This window comes from Microcoleus sp. Pol12B3 (assembly GCF_036701355.1).
Lineage (GTDB): Bacteria > Cyanobacteriota > Cyanobacteriia > Cyanobacteriales > Microcoleaceae > Microcoleus.
Map to the genome: position 1 here is coordinate 55,308 of NZ_JAUBQS010000028.1, position 21,492 is coordinate 76,799.

At 46.6% G+C, this 21,492-nt stretch carries 18 protein-coding genes; 11 read left to right on the forward strand and 7 right to left on the reverse strand.

Annotation, left to right across the window (positions count from 1 at the left end; translation table 11 throughout):
* Window positions 1-59: 59 nt before the first annotated feature.
* The 5 genes from QUA53_RS16080 (at window position 60) to QUA53_RS16100 (ending at window position 6,589) form a co-directional block, all read left to right on the forward strand.
* Window positions 60-1,316: a competence/damage-inducible protein A gene (locus QUA53_RS16080; protein WP_333098409.1), complete on the forward strand. Its 1,257-nt coding sequence runs from the start codon at window positions 60-62 to the stop codon at window positions 1,314-1,316.
* A gap of 299 nt (window positions 1,317-1,615) precedes the next feature.
* On the forward strand, window positions 1,616-1,753 hold the full coding sequence (locus QUA53_RS16085; RefSeq protein ID WP_333054680.1) for a hypothetical protein: 138 nt from the start codon (window positions 1,616-1,618) through the stop codon (window positions 1,751-1,753).
* Between the two features lie 105 nt (window positions 1,754-1,858).
* Window positions 1,859-2,299 (forward strand): type II 3-dehydroquinate dehydratase, encoded by a 441-nt coding sequence (gene aroQ / locus QUA53_RS16090; RefSeq protein ID WP_332983027.1) that lies wholly within the window; start codon window positions 1,859-1,861, stop codon window positions 2,297-2,299.
* A 167-nt stretch (window positions 2,300-2,466) separates the two neighbouring features.
* Complete coding sequence (locus QUA53_RS16095; protein ID WP_333098410.1) at window positions 2,467-3,615, forward strand: ADP-ribosylglycohydrolase family protein; 1,149 nt, start codon at window positions 2,467-2,469, stop codon at window positions 3,613-3,615.
* A gap of 418 nt (window positions 3,616-4,033) precedes the next feature.
* Window positions 4,034-6,589 carry an HDIG domain-containing metalloprotein gene (locus tag QUA53_RS16100; RefSeq protein ID WP_333098413.1) on the forward strand — a complete coding sequence of 852 codons (2,556 nt, stop codon included), beginning with the start codon at window positions 4,034-4,036 and terminating at the stop codon, window positions 6,587-6,589.
* Window positions 6,590-6,958: 369 nt separating this feature from the next.
* Here QUA53_RS16100 and QUA53_RS16105 read toward each other — a convergent pair whose 3' ends face one another.
* The gene (locus QUA53_RS16105; RefSeq protein ID WP_333220608.1) at window positions 6,959-7,876 is read right to left on the reverse strand and encodes a carbohydrate ABC transporter permease; all 918 of its coding nucleotides are present in this window, start codon (window positions 7,874-7,876) and stop codon (window positions 6,959-6,961) included.
* A 15-nt stretch (window positions 7,877-7,891) separates the two neighbouring features.
* Between QUA53_RS16105 and rpsF the strand changes: the two genes are divergently transcribed.
* The 6 genes from rpsF to argJ all read left to right on the forward strand — a co-directional run bounded on the left by rpsF (window position 7,892) and on the right by argJ (window position 12,765).
* Window positions 7,892-8,227: a 30S ribosomal protein S6 gene (gene rpsF, locus QUA53_RS16110; protein ID WP_015176119.1), complete on the forward strand. Its 336-nt coding sequence runs from the start codon at window positions 7,892-7,894 to the stop codon at window positions 8,225-8,227.
* 437 nt (window positions 8,228-8,664) lie between these two features.
* Complete coding sequence (locus tag QUA53_RS16115) at window positions 8,665-9,300, forward strand: right-handed parallel beta-helix repeat-containing protein (RefSeq protein WP_333098417.1); 636 nt, start codon at window positions 8,665-8,667, stop codon at window positions 9,298-9,300.
* A 21-nt stretch (window positions 9,301-9,321) separates the two neighbouring features.
* Window positions 9,322-10,161, forward strand: coding sequence for a right-handed parallel beta-helix repeat-containing protein (locus QUA53_RS16120; RefSeq protein ID WP_333098448.1), 840 nt, complete (start codon window positions 9,322-9,324; stop codon window positions 10,159-10,161).
* 640 nt (window positions 10,162-10,801) lie between these two features.
* On the forward strand, window positions 10,802-10,996 hold the full coding sequence (locus tag QUA53_RS16125; protein ID WP_006631905.1) for a hypothetical protein: 195 nt from the start codon (window positions 10,802-10,804) through the stop codon (window positions 10,994-10,996).
* 61 nt (window positions 10,997-11,057) lie between these two features.
* Complete coding sequence (locus QUA53_RS16130; protein ID WP_015176121.1) at window positions 11,058-11,198, forward strand: hypothetical protein; 141 nt, start codon at window positions 11,058-11,060, stop codon at window positions 11,196-11,198.
* A gap of 325 nt (window positions 11,199-11,523) precedes the next feature.
* Window positions 11,524-12,765, forward strand: coding sequence for a bifunctional ornithine acetyltransferase/N-acetylglutamate synthase (argJ, locus tag QUA53_RS16135; protein WP_333081021.1), 1,242 nt, complete (start codon window positions 11,524-11,526; stop codon window positions 12,763-12,765).
* 318 nt (window positions 12,766-13,083) lie between these two features.
* Here the strand turns inward: argJ and QUA53_RS16140 are convergent, their stop codons facing one another.
* From QUA53_RS16140 to QUA53_RS16165, 6 genes are all read right to left on the reverse strand, one after another.
* The gene (locus QUA53_RS16140) at window positions 13,084-14,397 is read right to left on the reverse strand and encodes a hypothetical protein (protein ID WP_333248955.1); all 1,314 of its coding nucleotides are present in this window, start codon (window positions 14,395-14,397) and stop codon (window positions 13,084-13,086) included.
* Between the two features lie 174 nt (window positions 14,398-14,571).
* Window positions 14,572-15,792, reverse strand: a complete 1,221-nt coding sequence (locus QUA53_RS16145) for a decarboxylase (protein WP_333098420.1) — start codon at window positions 15,790-15,792, stop codon at window positions 14,572-14,574.
* A gap of 125 nt (window positions 15,793-15,917) precedes the next feature.
* Complete coding sequence (locus tag QUA53_RS16150) at window positions 15,918-17,660, reverse strand: asparagine synthetase B family protein (RefSeq protein ID WP_333098421.1); 1,743 nt, start codon at window positions 17,658-17,660, stop codon at window positions 15,918-15,920.
* A gap of 146 nt (window positions 17,661-17,806) precedes the next feature.
* Window positions 17,807-18,430: a DUF3859 domain-containing protein gene (locus QUA53_RS16155; RefSeq protein ID WP_333098422.1), complete on the reverse strand. Its 624-nt coding sequence runs from the start codon at window positions 18,428-18,430 to the stop codon at window positions 17,807-17,809.
* Window positions 18,431-18,709: 279 nt separating this feature from the next.
* Complete coding sequence (locus QUA53_RS16160; protein WP_333098424.1) at window positions 18,710-19,426, reverse strand: HAD family hydrolase; 717 nt, start codon at window positions 19,424-19,426, stop codon at window positions 18,710-18,712.
* Between the two features lie 98 nt (window positions 19,427-19,524).
* The gene (locus QUA53_RS16165) at window positions 19,525-21,441 is read right to left on the reverse strand and encodes a S9 family peptidase (RefSeq protein ID WP_333098426.1); all 1,917 of its coding nucleotides are present in this window, start codon (window positions 21,439-21,441) and stop codon (window positions 19,525-19,527) included.
* Window positions 21,442-21,492 lie beyond the last annotated feature (51 nt).

Genomic DNA, 21,492 nt, shown 5'->3' on the forward strand with positions numbered 1-21,492 from the left:
GTTATCGTTACCCAATTAATTCTCCAATCTAAAATCCAAAATCTAAAATCTAAAATAGAATGGTTGCTGAAATTATTTGTGTTGGCACTGAATTGCTGTTAGGCGATATTCTTAATAGCAATGCCCAGTTTTTAGCCAAAGAATTAGCGAGTCTGGGAATCCCTCACTACTATCAAACAGTGGTGGGGGACAATCCAGAACGTATCAAACAAGTGTTAGAAATCGCCGTCAGTCGATCGCAGCTTTTGCTCTTCACCGGAGGCCTGGGCCCCACACCAGACGACCTGACAGTCGAAACAATCGCCGATTTTTTTGGGGTTCCTCTCATCGAAAAGCCGGAAATTATCGCAGATATCGAATACAAATTTGCCCAGCGGGGACGCACCATGAGTCCCAGCAATCGCAAACAAGCTTTAATTCCAGAAAGTGCGGACATTCTGCCAAACCGCTGCGGTTCTGCACCGGGGATTATTTGGCAGCCAGTTTCTAACGTGACAGTAATGACATTTCCCGGTGTACCGGCGGAAATGCACTTGATGTGGCAAGAAACCGCGGTTCCTTACCTAAAAAATGGCGGCTGGTGCAGCGAAACTATTTACAGCCGCATATTGAAATTTTGGGGTATTGCTGAGTCGGAATTGGCGGAAAAAGTAGATAGTTTTCTGAATTTAACTAATCCTACTGTGGCTCCCTACGCCAATCACGGCGAAGTCAAACTGAGGATTTCGGCCCGCGCGGAGTCCTCCGCGGCTGCGAAAAACTTGATTGAGCCGATCGAACAACAATTGCGGCAAATTGCCGGCTCGGACTGTTACGGTGCTGATAGCGATACCCTCGCTTCGACTGTGGGCCAATTGTTGCTGGATGCAGGGCAAACTCTTAGCGTTGCTGAATCCTGCACCGGAGGAGGATTGGGGGCGATGCTGACAGGTGTTCCCGGCAGTTCTTGCTACTTTTTAGGCGGGATTATTTCTTACGACAATCGAATTAAGGAAGGATTATTAGGTGTTAATCCGCAAGATTTAGCCGAATTTGGGGCAGTCAGCCACCAAGTGGCAAAACAAATGGCTGCGGGAGTTCGTGCCAGCCTCAATACACACTGGGGATTGAGCATTACAGGCATCGCCGGGCCCGGAGGCGGCACAGATGCTAAACCTGTCGGACTGGTTTATGTTGGTTTAGCGGGGCCCCACGGGGACGCAGAAAGTTTTGAATACCGTTTTGGCGATGCCAGAGGCCGCGATTGGATTCGGAATCTGAGTAGCTGTACGGCCCTCGATCGGCTCCGGCGTAAATTATTGTTGGCAAAAGCATAGAAAAAATCCTACGATTGGTCAATTGTCAACAGTCAACCGTAAGCTTAAGCTTTATTTAACACTCTCTACTCCGATATAATTTGGCAATTTTCCTTTTCCCTCTTGATTATCTGTAAAGATTCGTTATGATAATAAGATAGGACTGATTGGCCAATATACTGACTCTCTCCATTGCTCATAACAACCAGCAAGCGAGAAATCAAGTGTGACCTTTGGTTTCAAAGTCGTGCTTGCTTATTTTCAGATATTTAGCCGTCGGTTTAGCAATCTAGACTATAAAAAAAGGAGCTATCCGTTCAATGGAAGACATTGAAAAGGTGCTGGAACAAATTAAAGAATGGGTTCGCAAGCTGATAGAAGGATTGCTGAATCCTGAAGCTCAACCGGAACTCGAACCGATTCGTATTCCTGTCAACCAACCGAGAAATCGCCGATAGTCGGGACTGGATTGGAAGTTTGAGCTTTGAGCTTTGAGGTTGGAGACTGGTTATAAATACCATGTCAAAACTCTCCTAATTTTTGTTGCGCTGGAAATTTTAAAATTGTTAAATATCCTGGTACTTCACGGCCCTAATCTGAATCTATTGGGTCAGCGAGAACCTGGAGTTTATGGTTCTGCAACTTTAAATGATATCAACAAGTTGCTAGAACGAGAAGCGCAAGCCCTCCAGGTGAAAGTCTCAATTCAGCAGTCGAATCATGAAGGGGTATTGGTGGATGCCATTCACTCGATGTTAGGGCAGCACCAAGGCTTATTGATTAATGCTGGAGCTTATACTCATACGAGTGTGGCAATTAGAGACGCGATCGCTGCGGTGAATATCCCTGCGGTAGAAGTTCATCTGAGCAATATTTACCGACGGGAAGCTTTTCGCCACCACTCGTTTATCGCAGCGGTGGCGATCGGGCAAATCAGCGGTTTTGGCTCAGAAAGTTATCGGCTGGGGCTGCAAGCTCTAGTAAGTTACCTGATTAAAAATTAAAAATTTACCGATTGTAGCGATCGGATGAGGGCAGGTTTTAGATGGAAAACCAGCCCTTATATGTTTGGGCTGAATTCAAATTAATCACAAGAGTTAGGCAAAGAAGTACACTAGGAAAAATTCTAAATTACCAATTACCAATTACTAACAAATTGAGTTAAATTCAAATGCGGCATTCCCTGTTGAGCAAGTTTCAAGGAACCATCCTGGGGGCAGTTTTAGGAGACTTTATAGGCCTGCAATACCAGAGGCAACTCGTGGGTATTCCCCCTCAAACAGAAGACTTGCAGCCGATTTTACAACTGACGAAAAACCAACAATTGACCGTAAGTGGCGCCACATTGGCGTTGAATTCTGTCAACAGTAAAATCCCAACTGGCAAAGACTCATCGGCATCCGGGAGACTTGCGGTAGCGTGCGCTCAAAGTTTAATTCGGTGTAGGGGTTTAGATTTAAAAGATTGGCGCGATACTTGGGAAGCATTTGCCAAGTCGGAAATCTACCATCCCCGCAACAGTGAGTTTCAAACCCTGCTTAACCCTGGTGAAGCTGCCGTCGCTGCGCTGCCATCCGCGATGTTTTTTCACGAAAATAAAGCCAAGCTGCGAGAAAAAATCATGCTGGCGATAGAGGTGTGGCACAACGAAAACCAGCCAGAATGGGAAACAGCAATTTTAGCAGTAGCATTTACGATCGCCCGATCTCTTAAAGAAAAACTTGACCCCGCGACAGCGATCGAGCAAACACTTGCCTACCTGAAAACAGATAATGCCATAACAGAGCTGCTGCTGCAAGTGCAAATACTACTAGAAAAGGGAGCCGATTTAGAAACAGCCGCCACTCATCTATGCAAAAGTGCCACAGCTTTGCGAGAAAGACAGGGCGAAGCCGAGAAAAAATTACAAACCGAGTCAATTGTCAACCCAGGAAATTTGGTTCCCATTGCCTTAGCTTTCTACTGCTTCTTGAACACCCCAGAAGACTTGCGCTTGTCAGTGGTGCGCGCTGCCCGCTGTGGTATAGCCGGACAAATAACCTGCGCTTTGACGGGAGCTTTGTCTGGAGCCTATAACGGTGTTGCTGGGATTCCTGTAGAATGGCGGCAGGTATCTCTGGCTGAGGTTAAATCCCAGCAGCTAGCCGACGGCCGAGAAACTTCGCTTTGGGGAACTGGCAGCGATGCAAAAATTTTAGAGTTAGCAGATAACCTGTTTGCTGTTTGGGCCGGAGTTTACAGACCCGATGCCGGACTGGATTCCGCAGCGCTAGCCCGATCTGTGGCTGCACCTTATGTCATTAGACCTCGTAAAATATAAAGTTTGGAGCTTTTAACGCTAAGGGGAAACCAGAAATTAGCAATTAGTCATTAACAAGTCAAAAGCGAAAGTGGAAGGAGAGCGACCATTAAAAATTAAAAAGTGAAAAATTAAATCGGACGCGCCTACCCCAACAAGCCATGTTTAAACGAGAATATGGGGTTGGGAACGAAAAATCTACGGAGAAACAAGTTTTTTATCTATCACGCGCGAGTTCTGTTCAAAATAGACAAGGGAAGCAAAGAACCTGCTTGCGTTGTTGGTCACCGTCAGGAAAGCCAAATGCTGGCGATAGTCACGCAAAGCAGCCTGAAGGTTTGAACTCTTGAGCCAGGGTAGTTCGGATAAAATCAATCAAGATGCATAGTTAGAGATTCTGACAAAGCTGCTGGATAACAGTGATATATCTTCGACACAAATGAATACGATCTCCTCATTGATGCGGCAGATTGAGCAGCTAGGGGCTGCGCGCTCACTGCGCCAACACATTGCTAAAGTGCAAAATGGCTGTAGCAAAGCAGATACCGATCGCGCTAGCGGGCCTCTCCTGAGCCGTTTGTCGCGCCCGAAATGGATTCTTCCGGAGACTTTTACTACTAGATTTACAAGTAAAACCTCCAAATCAACCCTCAAAAATCAAGCTCGTTCCCCTATGTTGGCGCTGGTGGCGGTAGTTTCTCTAAGTAGCACTCTGGGCCATCGCTTCTACAACCAGCCGAAACTTGATGTGGGAACGAAAGCTCCTCAGACGATTAAGGCTCCTGATACTGCTAATGTCGCGGATTACAAAACTACTGAAGAACAGCGGAAAGCAGCGCGGATCGGGGCTGTAGCGATATTAATGCTAGATCCTGCGGTCGATCGACAAATTTATCAAGAATTGCAACAATTTTTGCAGAAGGGAAGCGAGCTGCGGGAGGCGGTAGGCCTGTTTCCGTTTGCGAGTCCCTCGGTGCTCTCAAATGCTGCTCAGGTTTACTTGCGGGGCTGTCCCGAGTGGGAGTGGCGATCAATTTTGGCGCAAGCTGGGGACAAAAGTGCAAGTTCCGAGCGATTGAGTTTGAGTTCCCCTGCAGTTGCTGGGCAGACGGAGAACAAGTCTCGGCAAGATGCTATCGCTCAACTGCAAGCTTATAGCCGATCGGTCGGGGAAGCAGACTTTCAAAGCCTGACAGACAGTATTTCCTCTGCTCGTCGGCGCTATCTCAATGCTGTCGAGGCGCTGGGAAAACCTTCGGTTTCAGAGTTCCCACAGATTTACGATACTTCGTTGTTTGATTTGTCGGATGCAGCTTGGCAGAAAACCCAAACCGGCATGAGTCGGGCGGCAAAAAGGATGGTGGCTCAAGGTATCCCGCAGGGCTTGCCAAAAGACATTTTGAAAGAAGCTGTGAAGCTGCAAGTGGCTGATGAAGTGCCGTTAGAGTCTCAATCTTTGGCGGTGGAGGGTTTAACAGCGATTTTGCAGCCAAATCTGGTGAGAGATCGCGAGGAAACCAAACAGCTAGCTGAATTAGCGGCGCAAAAGGTGAAACCGGTGATGATCGCAGTCGATCAGGGCGAGATAATTGTTGCACAAGGACAAGAGATCTCGCAGCAAGATTTCCTGTTGCTGGACTATTTTGGTTTAAGTCGGCGGGGGGTGAATTGGCTGGGGCTGACGGGCTTTGTTTGTTTAGTGGCGGGGGCAATAGCGATCGTACTGCTGGTGGAAAGGCACTACCGCTTGCGCCGCAGAGATCATTTGCTATTGTTGCTGCTGACTTTGAGCGCGCCGGTGCTGGTTAGTTTGGGCCTGCCTTGGACGAGTTTGCCCGCGATCGGGATTTTAGCGGGCGGCTTCTACGGTTCGGCGGTGGGAGTGACTGTGGTGGGGCTGCTGTCGGCGCTGCTGCCCATTGGCTTAAATGTGGAGTTGATTCATTTGGTTGCTAGCGGGGCCGGCGGTTTGCTGGGCGCTTTTATGGCCGGGCGGCTGCGATCGCGTGAGGAATTGGCTCTTTTGGGCTTGGCTGTCGGCTTGAGTCAGGGTACGGTTTATCTGGTGGGGACTTTGATTGCCAGCGCGGCTGCCGGTGCGATTTGGTACGTCGTGCTCGGTACGGTGGGCGCGCAAAGTTTAGCCGGTTTGGCTTGGAGCGTTGTGGCGATCGGTATCAGCCCTTATTTGGAACACGTTTTTGACTTGATTACGCCGATCCGACTGGCGGAACTTGCCAATCCCAACCGCCCGCTGTTGAAGAAGTTGGCTGCCGAGGCTCCGGGCACTTTTCAGCACACGCTGTTTGTGGCGAGTTTGGCGGAGGCTGCTGCCCGGGAGCTCGGCTGCAATGTTGAGCTGGTCAGAACTGGTACATTATACCACGATATTGGAAAAATGCACGACCCCCTCGGATTTTGTGAAAATCAAATGGGCGGAACCAACAAACACGATGAAATAAATGACCCTTGGGCGAGCGCGGAGATTATTAAAAAGCACGTTACCGAGGGCTTGGTGATGGCGCGGAAGCATCGATTGCCGAAGGCGATTCAGGCATTTATTCCCGAACACCAAGGTACAATGTTAATTGCTTATTTCTACCACCAAGCGCAGCAAATTGCTGCAAAAGAAATAGAAGATTTAAAGAGGGCTTTGCCAGATGCGGATAATTCAAAGTTAACGATCGCAAGTCGGGAAGTGAGGGAGGAGGATTTTCGCTACGACGGGCCGATTCCGCAGTCGCGGGAAACGGGGATTCTGATGCTGGCGGATTCTTGCGAGGCTGCTTTGCGATCGCTCAAGGATGCTACTCATGAAGAGGCTTTGAATATGGTTAATCGGATTTTGAGGGCTCGCTGGCAGGATAATCAGTTGATTGATTCGGATTTAACGCGGGAGGATATGTCTCTAATTGCCGAGATTTTTGTGCGGGTTTGGGAACAGTTCAATCACAAGCGGATTGCTTACCCCAGTGCAGTTTTCACTCCCAGATAGGAGGAAATTTTTACTTATGAAAAATCAGTTCGCATTTCAGTTGTGAATCAGATTTCATTGCGATTTGCCCGGTAAAGCGCCATGCACTTCAGGATTGTGGCTGACAATTACCACAGTTTGTTTGATTCCTCAAAATTCCGAAGAGTCGATCTCTCTTTCGGCAGCTAAGTGCGATCGCAATTTTTGCCAGTCTTCGGCATCGATCGCATTTGCGAAAGCGATGATATCTACGACCCCAGCGCGGTCAACAATCCAGCGGATTTATTGCCGTTCCTCCATCACAAATAAATTTGGTTAGTTGTGAATTCAAAAGATTTTAATTTTTAACCGCAGATGAACGCGGATAAACGCACATTTTTTGTGTTGATTCTATCCTTTGACTCCCGCCGCAGTTTCTGTTGGTACAATATATTTTTGCAATAGCAAAAATACTCCCAAAACTGGAACAATAGAAATAATAGAACCCGCCGCAACTAAACGCCAATCTAAAGAAAATGTCCCGGCTAAATTGGCTACCCCTAAAGGTAAAGTGTAATATTCCGGCCTGTCTAAAACTAGCAGTGGCCACAGAAAGTCGCTCCAAGAACCGATAAATACGAAAATTCCTAGGGTAACTAAAGCTGGCTTAATTGCCGGAATCATGACGTGCCACCAAATTCCTAATTCGCTGCAGCCGTCGATGCGAGCGGCTTCTTCTAATTCTTTGGGAACTGCTAGGAATGCTTGTCGTAATAAAAATATGCCGAAGGCTGAGGCTAGTCCGGGAAATATGACGCCTAAATAACTATTTTTTAGTCCGAGTTGTACTGTCAATATGTATAGGGGAATCATGACTATTTGGAAGGGAATCATGATTGTGGAAATGATTGTGATTAAGATGGCTTCGCGGCCGCGAAATTTGAGTCTGGCTAAGGGGTAAGCGGCGAGGGCGCAAAAGAGGACGTTGATGCTAACTGTGAGGCAGGCAATTAGAGTGCTGTTGAACAGGTAGCGGCCGAAGGGGTTGGTTTGCCAAACTTTGATGAAGTTTTCGAGGGTTGGCTGTTGTGGCCACAGTTGCGGGGGAAATTGAAAGATGTTTTCGTTGGGGGATTTGAGGGAGGTACTGAGCAGCCACAGCAAGGGAAACAGCATTAAAAGTGCGATGGCGCTCATGATGCTGTACGTCCACAGGGTACTCCACCGCGAGGGAGTGTTGTTTGGGGAATTTGGTTTTTTAGTTTTGAGATTGTTCATTGTTGGGATATGATAATAAGTCCTTGCTTCGTGAGAAGCCTTGTTGTCCATAAGGGGATTATTGCCATGAAACCGTTTATTTACGAAACTATGTACATTCTGCGCCCTGATTTGGGTGAAGAAATGACAGACCAGGCGATCGCTAAATATCAAACTATTTTGCGAGATCAAGGTGCTGAAAACATCGAAACTCAGCACCGTGGCAAGCGCCGTTTGGCTTACGAAATCGGCAAGCACCGGGACGGAGTATACGTTCAAATGAACTATACAGCTCCGGGCGCTGCAATTTTTACCCTGGAGCGCGCGATGCGTCTGAGCGAAGAAGTGATTCGCTATTTGACAATCAAGCAAGATGTGCCCGATGCACCTGAAGCGGAAGCTGAAGCTGAAGTCGCCGAGTAGCATTCGTGTCAACTTAACGTCTTATGTAGTACCAGTCTACTGTTTGACGATTAGGGCCGCTTATTCCCCGGCACGCATTTTTTAAGGGCTACCCTGTACCCACAACTTGAAAAACTAACGTCAGAGCCTTTGGCTCCTCCTGGCATCCTTCTGAAAAAGAGGCTAGGGGGAGCTCTGTAATTGTGGGTACAGCATCGTTTCTTAAGGGCGGGACTTGAAGTTAATTGAAATTATTAAGTAGGCAAGCGGGATTAAAGCCAGTTATGTAACAATATGTAAACATTGCTCAGTCAGCCACGCTTAGGGCATTTGGATACTTTACCATCCTTAACATAATTGTGTTTGACAGCGCCTACCTACTTACTAGATTGAGAAAATTACGAAAGTCCTTTAATATTTAAACAGTGAGGATTAAATGCTATCTAAAAAAAAACTTCATGATTAGAAAAACCGTTCATAGGTTCATCACGTTAGTATTAGCAGGATTTCTCTTATCGATTAGTGGCGACTGCTGGATCTCGCGAACTTTAGCACAAATCCATCCTCATGTTTTTTATGTTTCACCAAATGGTAGTGATACAAATAACGGTTCACTTGAGCATCCTTGGTCAACAATTAATCACGCAGCGTCGGTATTAAAAGCGGGTGAAACAGTTTATATTCGGGCGGGAACTTATCACCTCATGGAACAAATTCAAGCTAAAAATTCAGGGACAGAAAAGGCTTGGATTACTTATCGAGCATATCCTGAAGAACGAGTTATTATTGATGCGGATGCGGTTAAAGTAGAGCCTACCTCTGCTAATAAATACCCTCATCCTCACGATCAAGGTGCATTTTTGTTACAAAATGTTAGTTATATTAAAGTAGAAAAGTTAGAAATTATTAATTCTCATAATTCTGGAATAACAGTTAGAAATAGCCATTTTATTAACCTTTATAATAATAAAACAGAAAATACATTTTCCCCAGGTATTGGTGTTTGGTGGGGCGATCACTATAAAGTCATGGGAAATACGGTTGTCAATGCAAACGACCTGAAGATGGCTGACTTTTTAAATGATTTCCCCTAAGCTCCCCATGAAGCAATTTCAATCGGTGGGGTTGAAAATTTTGAAGTTGCTTATAACTTAGTTAAGGATGGGAAAAAAGAAGGGATTGATGTTAAAGAAAAGAGTAAATATGGAACCGTCCATCATAACTATATTTACCACATGGCACGACAAGGATTATATGTTGATAGTTGGTTTGGAGTCTTAGAAGATGTTGAGGTCTTTAATAATGTTGTTCATGATTGTAAAGGGGCAGGATTTGCTTTAGCAGTAGAAGGAGGAGCAGAAGCAAAAAATATTCGATTTCACCATAACTTAATTTATGATAACTGGGGAACCGGAATTCTCTTTGCCCGATGGGGAAATGATGGGTTACGGCATAATATTAAAATTTATAATAATACGGTTCATCATAATGGTTATGGTAAACCGAACCCAGGAGATAGCTTTTTTTGGATTACTGGAGGATTATATTTATTTTCTGATAATTTTCAAAATGTTGAAATCAAGAATAATATTTTTAGCAAGAATAGGGGATTTCAAATCGGTTATAGCGATCGCTATTTGGCGGCTAATTCTGACATCGAAAAGATTTTTCGTCAAAAAGATATTGAGATTAGCCAGAACTTAATCTTTTTTGGAGAAAATAACACCATCCGTCCGATTTATGCTGGATGGCTTCCTGATAACTATGCTAATATTTATGGAACGAGTGGAACTGCTGCAGTCAGAGAAGAACCTCAATTTGTTAATCCTGAAGAAGGAAATTTTTACTTAAAATCTCCGGTCAGTAACCCAACCTCATTAACTGCTAATTATAACACATCTCAGATGAGAGTTGGAGCTTTTCCCCATGGAGAAAAACCCCATTTTTGGTGGTAGGGTAAGTTCCCACCTCAATTTCCTGATTTACCCCAATAAACTCTTCATTAAAATAAGTTGTGTCTGTAATAATTAATTGTTAATAGTTGTATTAAGTAGCTAAACAAAATTAATTACGCAACTCAATAATAATGATTTAAGTAGGTAAGCGGGATTAAACCGACCTATGTAACAATATATAAACAGGGCTACCTTAGCCACGCTTAGGGATAGGAATACTTTACAATCCTTAACATAATTGTGTTTGACAGCGCCTACCTACTTAGCTACTTATTAAATTTACTGTTAACTAAGGCAAATTCGACTTTCTTGAGAGGCAAAATTCTGCATCTATCACTCTGAACCAAACTATAAAGTTATTTTGGCCCTTGGCAATTACGTAGCCGCTAAAGTGTGGCTCTTAGAAGATGAATATTGTCAAATTTTGCCAACGGCTGCTTGAGGTTGGGCCTGAATCTACTAGCCCAAGCTCGATCGCACTCCCCGCAACCTCGATCGAGACTCTCGCCCCATAGCGCAATTGTAAAGTTTTGTGACAATTTTGATTTGGTAGCTTTAGATACAGAATTGTCTGTTATAGTGATAGAAGAGAAGAAAACACCAGCCCAAAATTAATCTAAAGAATACGGAGGAACCGCATATGTCTACCGAAAATCAAGCTCGCTCTCTGATGATGCGCCACCACCAACTGGTGAAAAACCGCCAGCAATCCATGCTCAACCGCACCGCCACCGAAGTCGGGATGGAAGATACGCACTACTGGGGTCACATTCAAGGCAAACCGCAGCCCAGCTTTCAAGCCAGTTACGATCGCAGCAACGCCACTATGAGCTAGGCCAAGCTCAATTTCGACAATTGCCTACGAAGTTATTACCTATAAATTGGAGAAATCAGTTATGTCAACTCAAGAACAAGCCCGCAACCTGATGATGCGCCACCAACACGTCGTCAAAAACCGTCAGGAATCCATGCTGAGCCGTGTGGCTGCTGAAGTTGGTTTAGATGCTGGTTCTCCAGCGAGTATCGATCGCAAATAACTCGTTTTTTCAACGGCGAGATAGTTGAATCGAGTGTGTTGTTTGCCAGCTAAAAATTAATAATGTCAATTACAAAACCGTCGCGACTTCTTCTTGAGTTCTAACTCTAGATTGGAAGCCGCGATTAGTTTTATGGGAATTAGGAATTGGGAATTGGTAATATCTCGATCGTACTGCTTGTATAGAGAGCCGTTTGAGCAAAGGGTGAGCTAAGCGAGAGTTGGATAGCCTCAAAAGTCTACATCACAAACAATAAAAGACGTTTGTGCCGAGAAACTTGATATAATCCCCTTTCAGCAGATTGAAGGCTACTAGGGAGGTCATCATGTCGGACTGGAAAGAAATTGACGGCGGAGTTACAGCACCCAGAGGGTATCGAGCATCGGGAATTACAGCGGGTTTGAAGCCTTCAGGCTTGCCGGATTTAAGTTTAATTTTGTCAGAGGTAGACGCGATCGCCGCCGGAGTTTTCACCACATCGACTGTCCGGGCCGCTTGCGTGGACTACTGCCGTCAGCGTTTGCAAGCTAAACCCAGCGCGAAAGCAATTTTGTGCAATGCGGGACAAGCTAATGCTGCTACTGGCGAACAAGGTTTGGCAGATGCCCTCGAAAGTGCCAAATTGTTGGGAGAAGCGCTGAATATTCCTCCAGAATCTATTCTTTTGGCCTCCACTGGCGTCATAGGACAGCGGATTAAAATGGAGCCGCTGAGGGCGGGAATTCCCCGATTAGTTGCTGAGGCATCGGAAACTGGTTCCGATGCGGCGGCTAAGGCTATTTGTACGACTGATTTAGTGCCGAAAACGATCGCCCTGGAAACCATGTTTGGCGATCGACCCGTCCGCATCGGCGGCATCTGCAAAGGTTCGGGAATGATTCACCCGAATATGGCAACAATGCTGGCATTTGTAACTTGCGATGCAGCAGTGTCGTCGCATTTGTGGCAAGAAATGCTGAGTCGGGCGGCTAACAGAAGTTTCAATCAAATTACTGTTGACGGCGATACCAGTACCAACGATTCGCTAATTGCTTTGGCGAACGGTCAATCCCGCACGCCTGCAATTACAGAAATGGGGGCGGATGCTGAAAAACTAGAGGCCATGCTGACAGAAGTTTGCGTGCATTTAGCAAAGGCGATCGCCCGTGACGGCGAAGGTGCAACTTGTTTGGTGGAAGTGCAAGTTAGCGGCGCGCTGGATGAAGTTTCTGCGAGTAAAATTGCCAAAACAATTGTCGGTTCTTCTTTGGTGAAAGCTGCTATTTTCGGACGCGATCCGAATTGGGGCAGAATTGCGGCGGCGGCTGGGCGCGCTGGTGTACCTTTCGATCAAGAGAATTTGCGGATTCAATTAGGGGACTTTTTGATGATGGAAAACGGACAACCTAAAGAGTTCGATCGCGCTGCTGCGAGTAATTATATGAAAGCGGCTGCGGAGGGAGAATATTTGAAGGCTGATACGGTTGTAATTCAGGTTAGTGTGGGGAATGGCAGCGGTTTTGCGAAAGCTTGGGGATGCGATTTGAGTTACGACTACGTGAAGATTAATGCGGAGTATACGACTTAAATAAGTCCCGGCGGTGAGAAGTCCGGGCGGTTAGAAACCGCGCCTACACAAACAAAACCAGACGAGAGCGGGTTAAAGGCAAATTTTACACAATTTAAACTAAACTTCCCCCCCTGGGGGGAAGTGAAAAAGTCTGAAACCTTTACTCACCGAGTTAATCTCAGCTTTTTTGCTCTTCATTGTAAAATCGCTACAGCCCTTACAGGATAAGCTTTTTATGATTTTAGCTAAAGCTCGCTAAAAATCTTATTCAGACTAAGTTTCAAGACTTTTTAAGCTTATTATTAATAAGTCTAATATAAAGTTTGAAAACGCGCCCTAACCAAAACTATCGGAGACAAACACATAGCCGCCGCCATATCCAACATTATCATCCACTAATATTAAGCCGTTATTGGTCTGCCGATCGCCACTTTGAGCAAGTCCGTAATTCACTACGCGCAACAACCGCTGCGGCGTAAACGATTCCAATTCCACAAAATTGCCTGCATCCAGCCATGCTAGTTCTTCTGCTGTTAAACTTTGCCTTACAGCGTCGGGTAATTGACGGGCGGTTTGTGTCATTGTTTGAGATTGCTGCACAAACATATCGCGGGTTGCTAAGATTTGACCGGGAGAAATTCCCAAATCAAAAATTGTCACCTGTTGATTCGCAAACCAGTTTGGATTAGTTCGTAATTGATGCACTAAACCAACGCCAGCAGGGCTCGCATTGTGCAGTGCATAGACTTTTAAATCGGCATTACGGCGCAGCATTTCTATTACGGTACTGAAGATGCTTTGGGGATAGCCACTAATACTAAGAATGGCGCAGTTATTTTCAAAATGGACATTGTTAGCAATGAGGAATTGAGCTATTTCGTCACTGTCACAGACAATTGCGCGATCGAAGCTGTAGGCGCTGACTTCGGGATCTATGGTTGCGGGCAAAGCCTCTTGACGAGCAGCAGGGAGCAGTTTTTCTAATGTGCCGTTTACTGTTTGCCAGTCTCGCAGCCATTTATCGCTTTGCGCTTGATTAACCAGAAATATTTCACCCGTTATCTGTGGGCGAGTTTTTTGTGAAATACCGAGCCCGTAGGAAAATAGCCCTAGTGTAATCGCTACGATGTATCCTGAAGAATAATCAAATATTAGGCTTCCTGAAATGCCCAGCACTAAAATAATCCCCCCTAAAATCTGGAGATTTTTAGCATTATTTCTTCTGCCGCGAATACCTTGAGCAGGAGACTTGCTGTAGTATAAAAATAGCCCTATCCAAATCAAATTGTAGAGAGCGAAGGGAATAATAACTGCCAATTGTGACGAAAAAATAGCAGAAGCCCAGTTAATGCCGAAGATGCCCATAAATAGGCCATAAAAGAAGTAGAGAAAAAACCAACTGGTTTCTGGCGCGCGAGATTTAAGCTTTTGGTCAATAAAATACCAAAACTGTTTGTGCGTAAAAAACAACATATTTTGGCTGGAAATATTTTCGATCGCCTTTTTGAAAAAGGGATCGGTGAATGCCAACTTTTTATCAGTGACGGTAGTGGGTTCAAAGACAAACGGATGGTTGCACTGTTTACAGCGACCTGAGTTCCTGGTACGATCGCTCAAAATGTTGTCGGTATTACACTGGACGCATTTCATTCCCATTTCGGTTACTCCTGATTGATTTAATGGATTTATATTGTTGACGGTTGTTTTGGAATGATTTAACCGCAGAGGGCGCAGAGGGCGCAGAGGAAGAGAAGAGAGATAATAAGTAGAAGGAAGAAGGAAGAAGGAAGAAGGAAGAAACTATGCCCAATGCCCAATGCCCTATTAAAATATTTGCCCGTTTAACAAGATAGAATAGTCTTCTCGCTGTCGAATTAATCGATCGCCCTTAGCATCAATCAACACCTCAGCAGGGCGGGGGCGGTGCAGAAAATGTGACGACATCGCATAGCCGTAAGCCCCGCTATCTAAAATCAGGATCGCATCTCCAATTTTGAGTTTCGGTAGCCAACAGTTGCGCCCCAAATAATCCCGCGAATAAGTCGTGTTGCCGCAAATATCCGTTTCATGTCGCGATACATCGTCGGTTTCCCAAGTTGCGATCGCCCGATAGCCCCCGTGCACCGCAGGCACCGATAGATTTGATACAGTCGTATCCACGCCGACAATTTGCCTATCGCCCAACCACTTCACCGACACAACTTTCGCAAGCAAAACGCCACAACCTGCGATCGCCGATCGTCCCGGTTCAATCACCAACTCGATCGGGCGAGATAGCGCACTCAATCGTTCAGTAATCGCCGCACCAAACTCCCGCCAGTCAAACACTGCACCGCCTCGATAGGGATAGCCAAAACCACCGCCAAAATCGAGGGTTCGCCAATCGGGCAACAGTTGGGCGATCGCAATTAGGCGATCGATCGCCTGCGTAAAAGCACTCGTGGCGTTAGTTCCAGTCCCCCGATAAAAATGCAATCCGGTAATCCTCAACCCTTGCTGCTGCGCGATTTTGTTGGCTTTCTCAAATTCGGCGGCACGTACTCCAATCCGACTGTCTCCCGTCAATTCCGGTGAGTTGAGGCGCAGTCCAATTTCGGCACGGATCGATCGCGGTTGACTCCCGAAATATTCGCAAAAATCTTGGAGTTGCGACAGACTATCGAAATTAAATCGATCGATCTTCCACTCGATCAATTGCTGAATATCCGCCCTGTTGAGGTTACTGCCGGTGTAGACAATGCGATCGCTCGTAAAACCCGCTTTCAGTCCCAAAAAAACATCCCCTGGTGTATTCGCGTGTAGCCCCCAACCAGCTTGCTGAATCAGTTGCAACAGAGCAATATTGCCGTTGGTGACGCTAGCAAAATGAAACTGAACGTGCGGATAGTCGATCGATCGCGTAATATGGTCAAGGGTTTGACGGAGGATATCGGTCTGATACACATATAAGGGCGAACCATAAGTTGACAAAAGTCGCTGGGCCATTGCTTCGGAGAACGGCGGCGAATGTGTTTTGGTTTCATTCTGTAGCAAAGATTCAGTCATAAGGAAGAAGTTCGGCAACGGATTTTGTAACGGATGTAACGGATGTTCGGCAACGGATTATTTAACGGATGTAACGGATGTTCGGAACAGGGAAGATTGTAAAATCAACAGTCAACAGTCAACAGTCAACCGTCAACCGTCAACCTCTTTCGATATTTCCAAATGCGCTGCCCGATCGCCGGTGGCAACCAAAACACATGATCGAGCGATCGCTTAACCGGAATTTCGCCTAAAACCTCGGTTCGCCATGCCTGCCACATCAGCAGCAGCCAGAGATTATTGCCAATATAGCGATCGCGCATGGCAACTCCGAGTTGTCCCGATAACATCGAGTCGGCCAAATGGGGCTGCCAGCAATTTTGCGATCGCAACAGATTTGGATTCAGCCGATCGCCGATCGCAGCCCAAAACTCGCGGTAATACCAAACCTTCAACGGCACACCCATCCCGCGCTTTTCCCGCCAGATAATTTCCGGCGGCAACCAGCGTTCGGCAGCTTTTTTGAGGATGTATTTTTCGCACGCACCTTGCAGTAGCAGCTCTCCTGGCAGTTGAAACGTCCATGCTGTGAGGTCGGGGTCGCAGAAGGGCGATCGCACCCACAAACCGCAAGCAAACGCCAATGCCGTTGCCCTCGGCTGAATATTTTGGGCACCTTTGAGCATCAGCGAAGCGCGCCGCAGCCTCGCTAGCAGGGAAGGACAGGTTTTGGGATCGATCGCGTCTTCCAGGTAAACGCTCAAATCGTGAGATTGGATGCGATCGAGCATTTCTGGCGAAAAAATCTGTTTTTCATAACCATAAAATCGCTGAAATGTACGCAAATACTGCTGTTCAAAGGTTTCTTGTCCGGCAGGATGTTCTGCACTGTAAACTCCGTTGGCAATCAAAGGCTTGTTTGTCCATCCGGCAAATAGCTGATCGCCATTCTCGCCATTGAATACAACTCGCACGTCTTGCGCCGCCGCCTGTTTGAGCAAAAACAGTGCAGCCGTGGTGCCGTCTCCATAGGGTAAATCGAGGGCTTTGGCGGTTGGCCCGATCGCCCGCAACACTGCATCGCCCGTCGCCGCCACTCGGATCAGCGGAATCTGAAAAAAGTCCGCCACCTGTTGGGCGTAAGGCAGTTCGGAATAGGCTTCGACACCAAAATCGAGGGCATAGGCGCGCACCTGCAAGCCTGCTTTCACTAGCAGCGCCGTCACTAGGGAAGAATCGATGCCACCGGAGAGTAAAACGCCTACGGGTTCGTCGATCGGCAAATCTGCAACCTGTCGATCGATCGCCTGTTGCAACAGCCCTTGCAATTGTGCGATCGCCTCATCCTCACGGCGCAGTAGTTGGGGCGCTTCTTGCCAAGCCGATGGCAGCGATCTCACTTTCGGCAGATCCTTAATATCGGCGATTTCCCAAATCATTTCGGTTCCGGCTGCTACGGATGCAATTTGGTCGATCGGCGTTAACGGCGTGGGCACGTAGGAAAAGCAAGCATAACTGTGTAGGGCGATCGGGCTAATTTGAGGGGAAGCCATCAGCGGTAGCAGCAATTGCATTTGCGTCGAAAACCAAATCGTTTCTCCCAACTGCATCCAATAAAGCGGCACTCGCCCAAACGGATCGCGCCCCAGCCTTAGCTGGTGGGCTTCTACCGCCGCCCAAGCATCTCCCGGAAAATCCGTCGCCCGATCGCGCCCGCAAGCATTCAGCGTCACTCGATCGCCCGCGAGGGCTGATGCAGAGGCGATCGCCCATTCTGATAATTTGCCCTGTCGGATGAAGTAGTCAGGCACTAAATGGCTGAGCGTTTTTGTGCGATCGTCCTCTCCCCAGTAGCCTATGAAATGTGAAGGTTTTTCGATCGCACCCATTAGATGTCTCCAATAATTATTGTGGAACAGGCATCTTGCCTGTTCAAAACAGGCTGTTTTTGGATAAGTCTATGTAGATATCTCCCATAATCGTTGTGGAACAGGCATCTTGCCTGTTCAAAACAGGCTTTTTTGGATAAGTCTATTTATTTCACCGTGAAAGGTTCACTGCTGATGACGCGCCCATCCAGGGACATCCGAACTTCCCATTTGCCTGGGGCTGCAGCAGATCCGAGATCGTAAAAGCAGTGCGTATTCCAAACCGCAGTATAGATCGTGCGAGTTTGATACCTGCCCTGATGAACAATGTCACCGCTGGGAGTAATCCAATCGCATTGCAGAGACAACTGATTGCCGATCGGAGCATTTTTCAACGTCACCTGGTAGTAGATGCGGGGGTTGATTTGACGGTTGACTTGAGTGAGACTGTCACCGCCCTTTTGAGAGAGCGCAATCCTGTCTTCTCCTCCCACAACTCGAGCAGTTTTTTGTTGCTGATTTTGCCCGAACAGCACGCCTATACCGATCGCAGAGATGACAACGGCTGTCGAGGCGATCGCGATCCAGCGGTTGCGTCGCTGCTGTTTTTCTAGGACTTCGCGGCGGCGCATTTGCGCGATCGCATCTTCTAAAAGCTCATCAGGCAGATTCAACTCCCGTAAAATTTCTCTTACCTGATCAGGGGCCAATTCTAACTCGCGCTGCTGCGATAACTTGTCGATTTCAGCGACTACCTGTGCTAATTGAGTTGGAGTGAGTCGAGGTTCCATAGAGTTATTTCCAGTTAAAATTATATATATAAATCACCCCTTTCTTCTCTTCCTCAGCGCCCTCTGCGCTCTCTATGGTTAAATTACTCATATTATTCAATAAACAGCTCTCTAAGTCAATTCATAAAAATCATAACCTTAACCTCATAAAATTCATATTTACAGTCCTGGACGCATCGGGACTCATGCGAAACCGGGTTTTTTTACGAAAAGACGCCTTGCCACCCGCAGATTAGGGAAAAAACCCGGTTTCTTTGTCGGAGTGCGTCCAGGACTGACTTATATAAAATCCAGACTCGGAAACTCTTCTACTTTTTGGGAATCAGTTAAATTCAACTTTCCTGAATCTATTTTTTCCTGGTGGCGATTCAACCAAACTGCATTTAAACCCGCAGCTTTAGCACCGCAATAATCAGCCTTAAAACTATCGCCGATATGCAAAACGTTTTCAGCAATGCAGTTGTGTTTCTGCAAAGCTGCGGTAAAAATTTGAGACTCTGGTTTGGCTGCACCAACTTCGGTAGAAATTGTCACTGATGTGAAATATTCGGCTAAATTGAGTGCTTTTAATACTGGATAAAGTCGCGAATCGAAATTCGAGACTACTGCTAATTCAATTCCTTGTTGCTGCCACCTCTTTAATGCTGGCAATACGTCGGGATAGACGAACCAAGGTTCGGCGGTGGCAAAATGAGCGTAGAGTTCCGCAAAGAACTTTGGAAAGTCTGAGAATTGATTGAAAACGCCTGCTATTTGAAAAGCGTTCGCGCAAACTGCTTGCCACCATTCAAATTCTAGCTGGGGAATTTTGGCTAATTCTCTTCCGGGAAATGCCATCTGATTTGATTCGGCAAAACTTTGGAAAAATGCAGCATTTAACTCTTCATTCTTAACTGTTACTCCAAACCTTTGGGCAAATTTTCCGTAGACTTCGCCGACGCTGCCCCGAACATCAAATAGTGTACCTGCAGCGTCTAAAAAAATTACTTTGGTCATTTGTTATTTGTTATTTGTTATGGGTTTGTAGTAAGGACTTTAGTGCTGATTGCCTAGGATTTTACATTTGAGGACTTCAGTTCTCACTACAAACTTTTTCAGTTGTGAGTTGTTTGCGGATTCACCACACCACAATGATTAGCAATATTGTCCGCAGGTTCAAATCGACCGCCTAAATATTTGGCGAGGAATTCTTCGGCGATCGCATAAAAGTGCAGGCGATTTTCTGGCCTCGCAAATCCGTGTCCTTCGTCTGTATAAAGCACGTATTCTACAGGTTTGCCGGCTTGTTTCATGGCATTGACAATTTGCTCGCTTTCTGCTACTTTGACTCGCGGGTCGTTGGCACCTTGGGCGATTAGTAAAGGTTTCTGGATGCGATCGACAAAAGATAAAGGCGAGATCGATTTCAAAAACTCTGGTTCTGTTTCCAAATTGCCCACGCGGTGATACAGACTTGCTTTTCTCGGTTCCCAGTAAGGCGGAATAGTTTGCAGCAGTGTAATCAAATTGCTTGGCCCGACAATATCGACGGCGCAGGCAAAAACATCGGGAGTAAAAGTCACTCCGACTAATGCAGCATAACCACCGTAGGAACCGCCCATAATCGCAATTTTATCTGGCTGGGAAATTCCTGTTTCTACAAGCAAATTAACCCCATCTAGCAAGTCGTCGTGCATTTTAGCTGCCCATTCGCGATTGCCGGCATTGAGAAAGGCTTTGCCGTAGCCGGTGGAACCGCGAAAATTGATTTGCAAAACGGCGTAACCTCGGTTTGCCAGCCATTGGGCTTGTGGATTGTATCCCCAGGTATCGCGTGCCCAGGGGCCACCGTGAACTAGCAAGACTGTCGGTACGGGTGTGGCGACGCCAACAGGTTTAGTCAGGTAGCCGTGAATGGTTAAACCATCTCTTGCGGTGTAAGAAATGGGTTCCATTGATGATAGTGGTAGCCCTTCGAGTTTGGGTTGATTGCTGAACAGAAAGGTGAAGGTTTTGGAGGCGCGATCGTACACATAGTAGTAAACTGGGCCGTCGTCTGTCCTGTAAGCGATTAGCCAAGTAGTGTCGGCGAGGTTGCGGCTGGTGAGGTCGAATTCGCCGGGACGGAATTTGCCGATCGCCTCAAAATCCTCTGCTATGCTTTGATCTAAAATTTGCCACTCTTGCTTGTCCTTGTAGAACGAAACCGCCTGAATCTCTCGCTTGGTGGGGTGTATCAAAATATCGCCGACATCGTATTCTGAATCAGAGGCGAGATCGGTTTCTTGTTTGGTTTCTAAGTCTAATGCGATCAAACGTTTGGCGTTAGCATCGTGATTGCCGATGATGTAAAGAATTTTGCCGTTTTCTGAGAACATGACGGCACCGCCTTCATCGTCGGGCCCCCAGCTTCGCAGGCTTTCCCAAGACTTGTCCGCAGTTTCCCGAAACACTAATTCTGATCCGCCGTCGGCAGTGGTGGCTGTGGCCGCCCGCACTTGGAATTGGGCGTCAACAGTCCAACCGACGATGTTACCTGGGTTGTCGGTGTCGAATTCAACGGCACCGTTTTCCAGGTTGATGCGGTAAACATCGTGTTTGCGCCGATCGCTGATGTTCATTTCCACTAAAATTTCATTAGGGAAGTTGCGGTCAAGGGCGATCGGATGAGCTCGAACACCTTGAAATGGTGTCAAGTCGCGAACCAGGTTTGACTGGATATTGACTGAGAATAAATGCCATTTTTCATCACCATCAATATCTTGCTGATAAATGAGCTCTTCGCCGCTGTAAGTCCAGTAAAAGATGCGGATGCCTCGTTTTTTATCTGCTGTCAGTTGGCGATCGTCTGCTTGACCGACGGTACGCAATTGCACTTGCAAAACGTTGTTTTCGTCGGGTGCAATGTAGGCGATATACTTGCCGTCGGGTGAAATTTTGGGGCTGGTTCTTTCAGGATTTCCGAACAGAATCTCCCGCTCTATCAACGGTGGAATTTCAGTTTTTGGCTGTTGAAATGTGGAATTTTGCATTTTTTCTCGTGCCTAATATTCTCTGAATCTACACTCCGACAGAAAAAACCA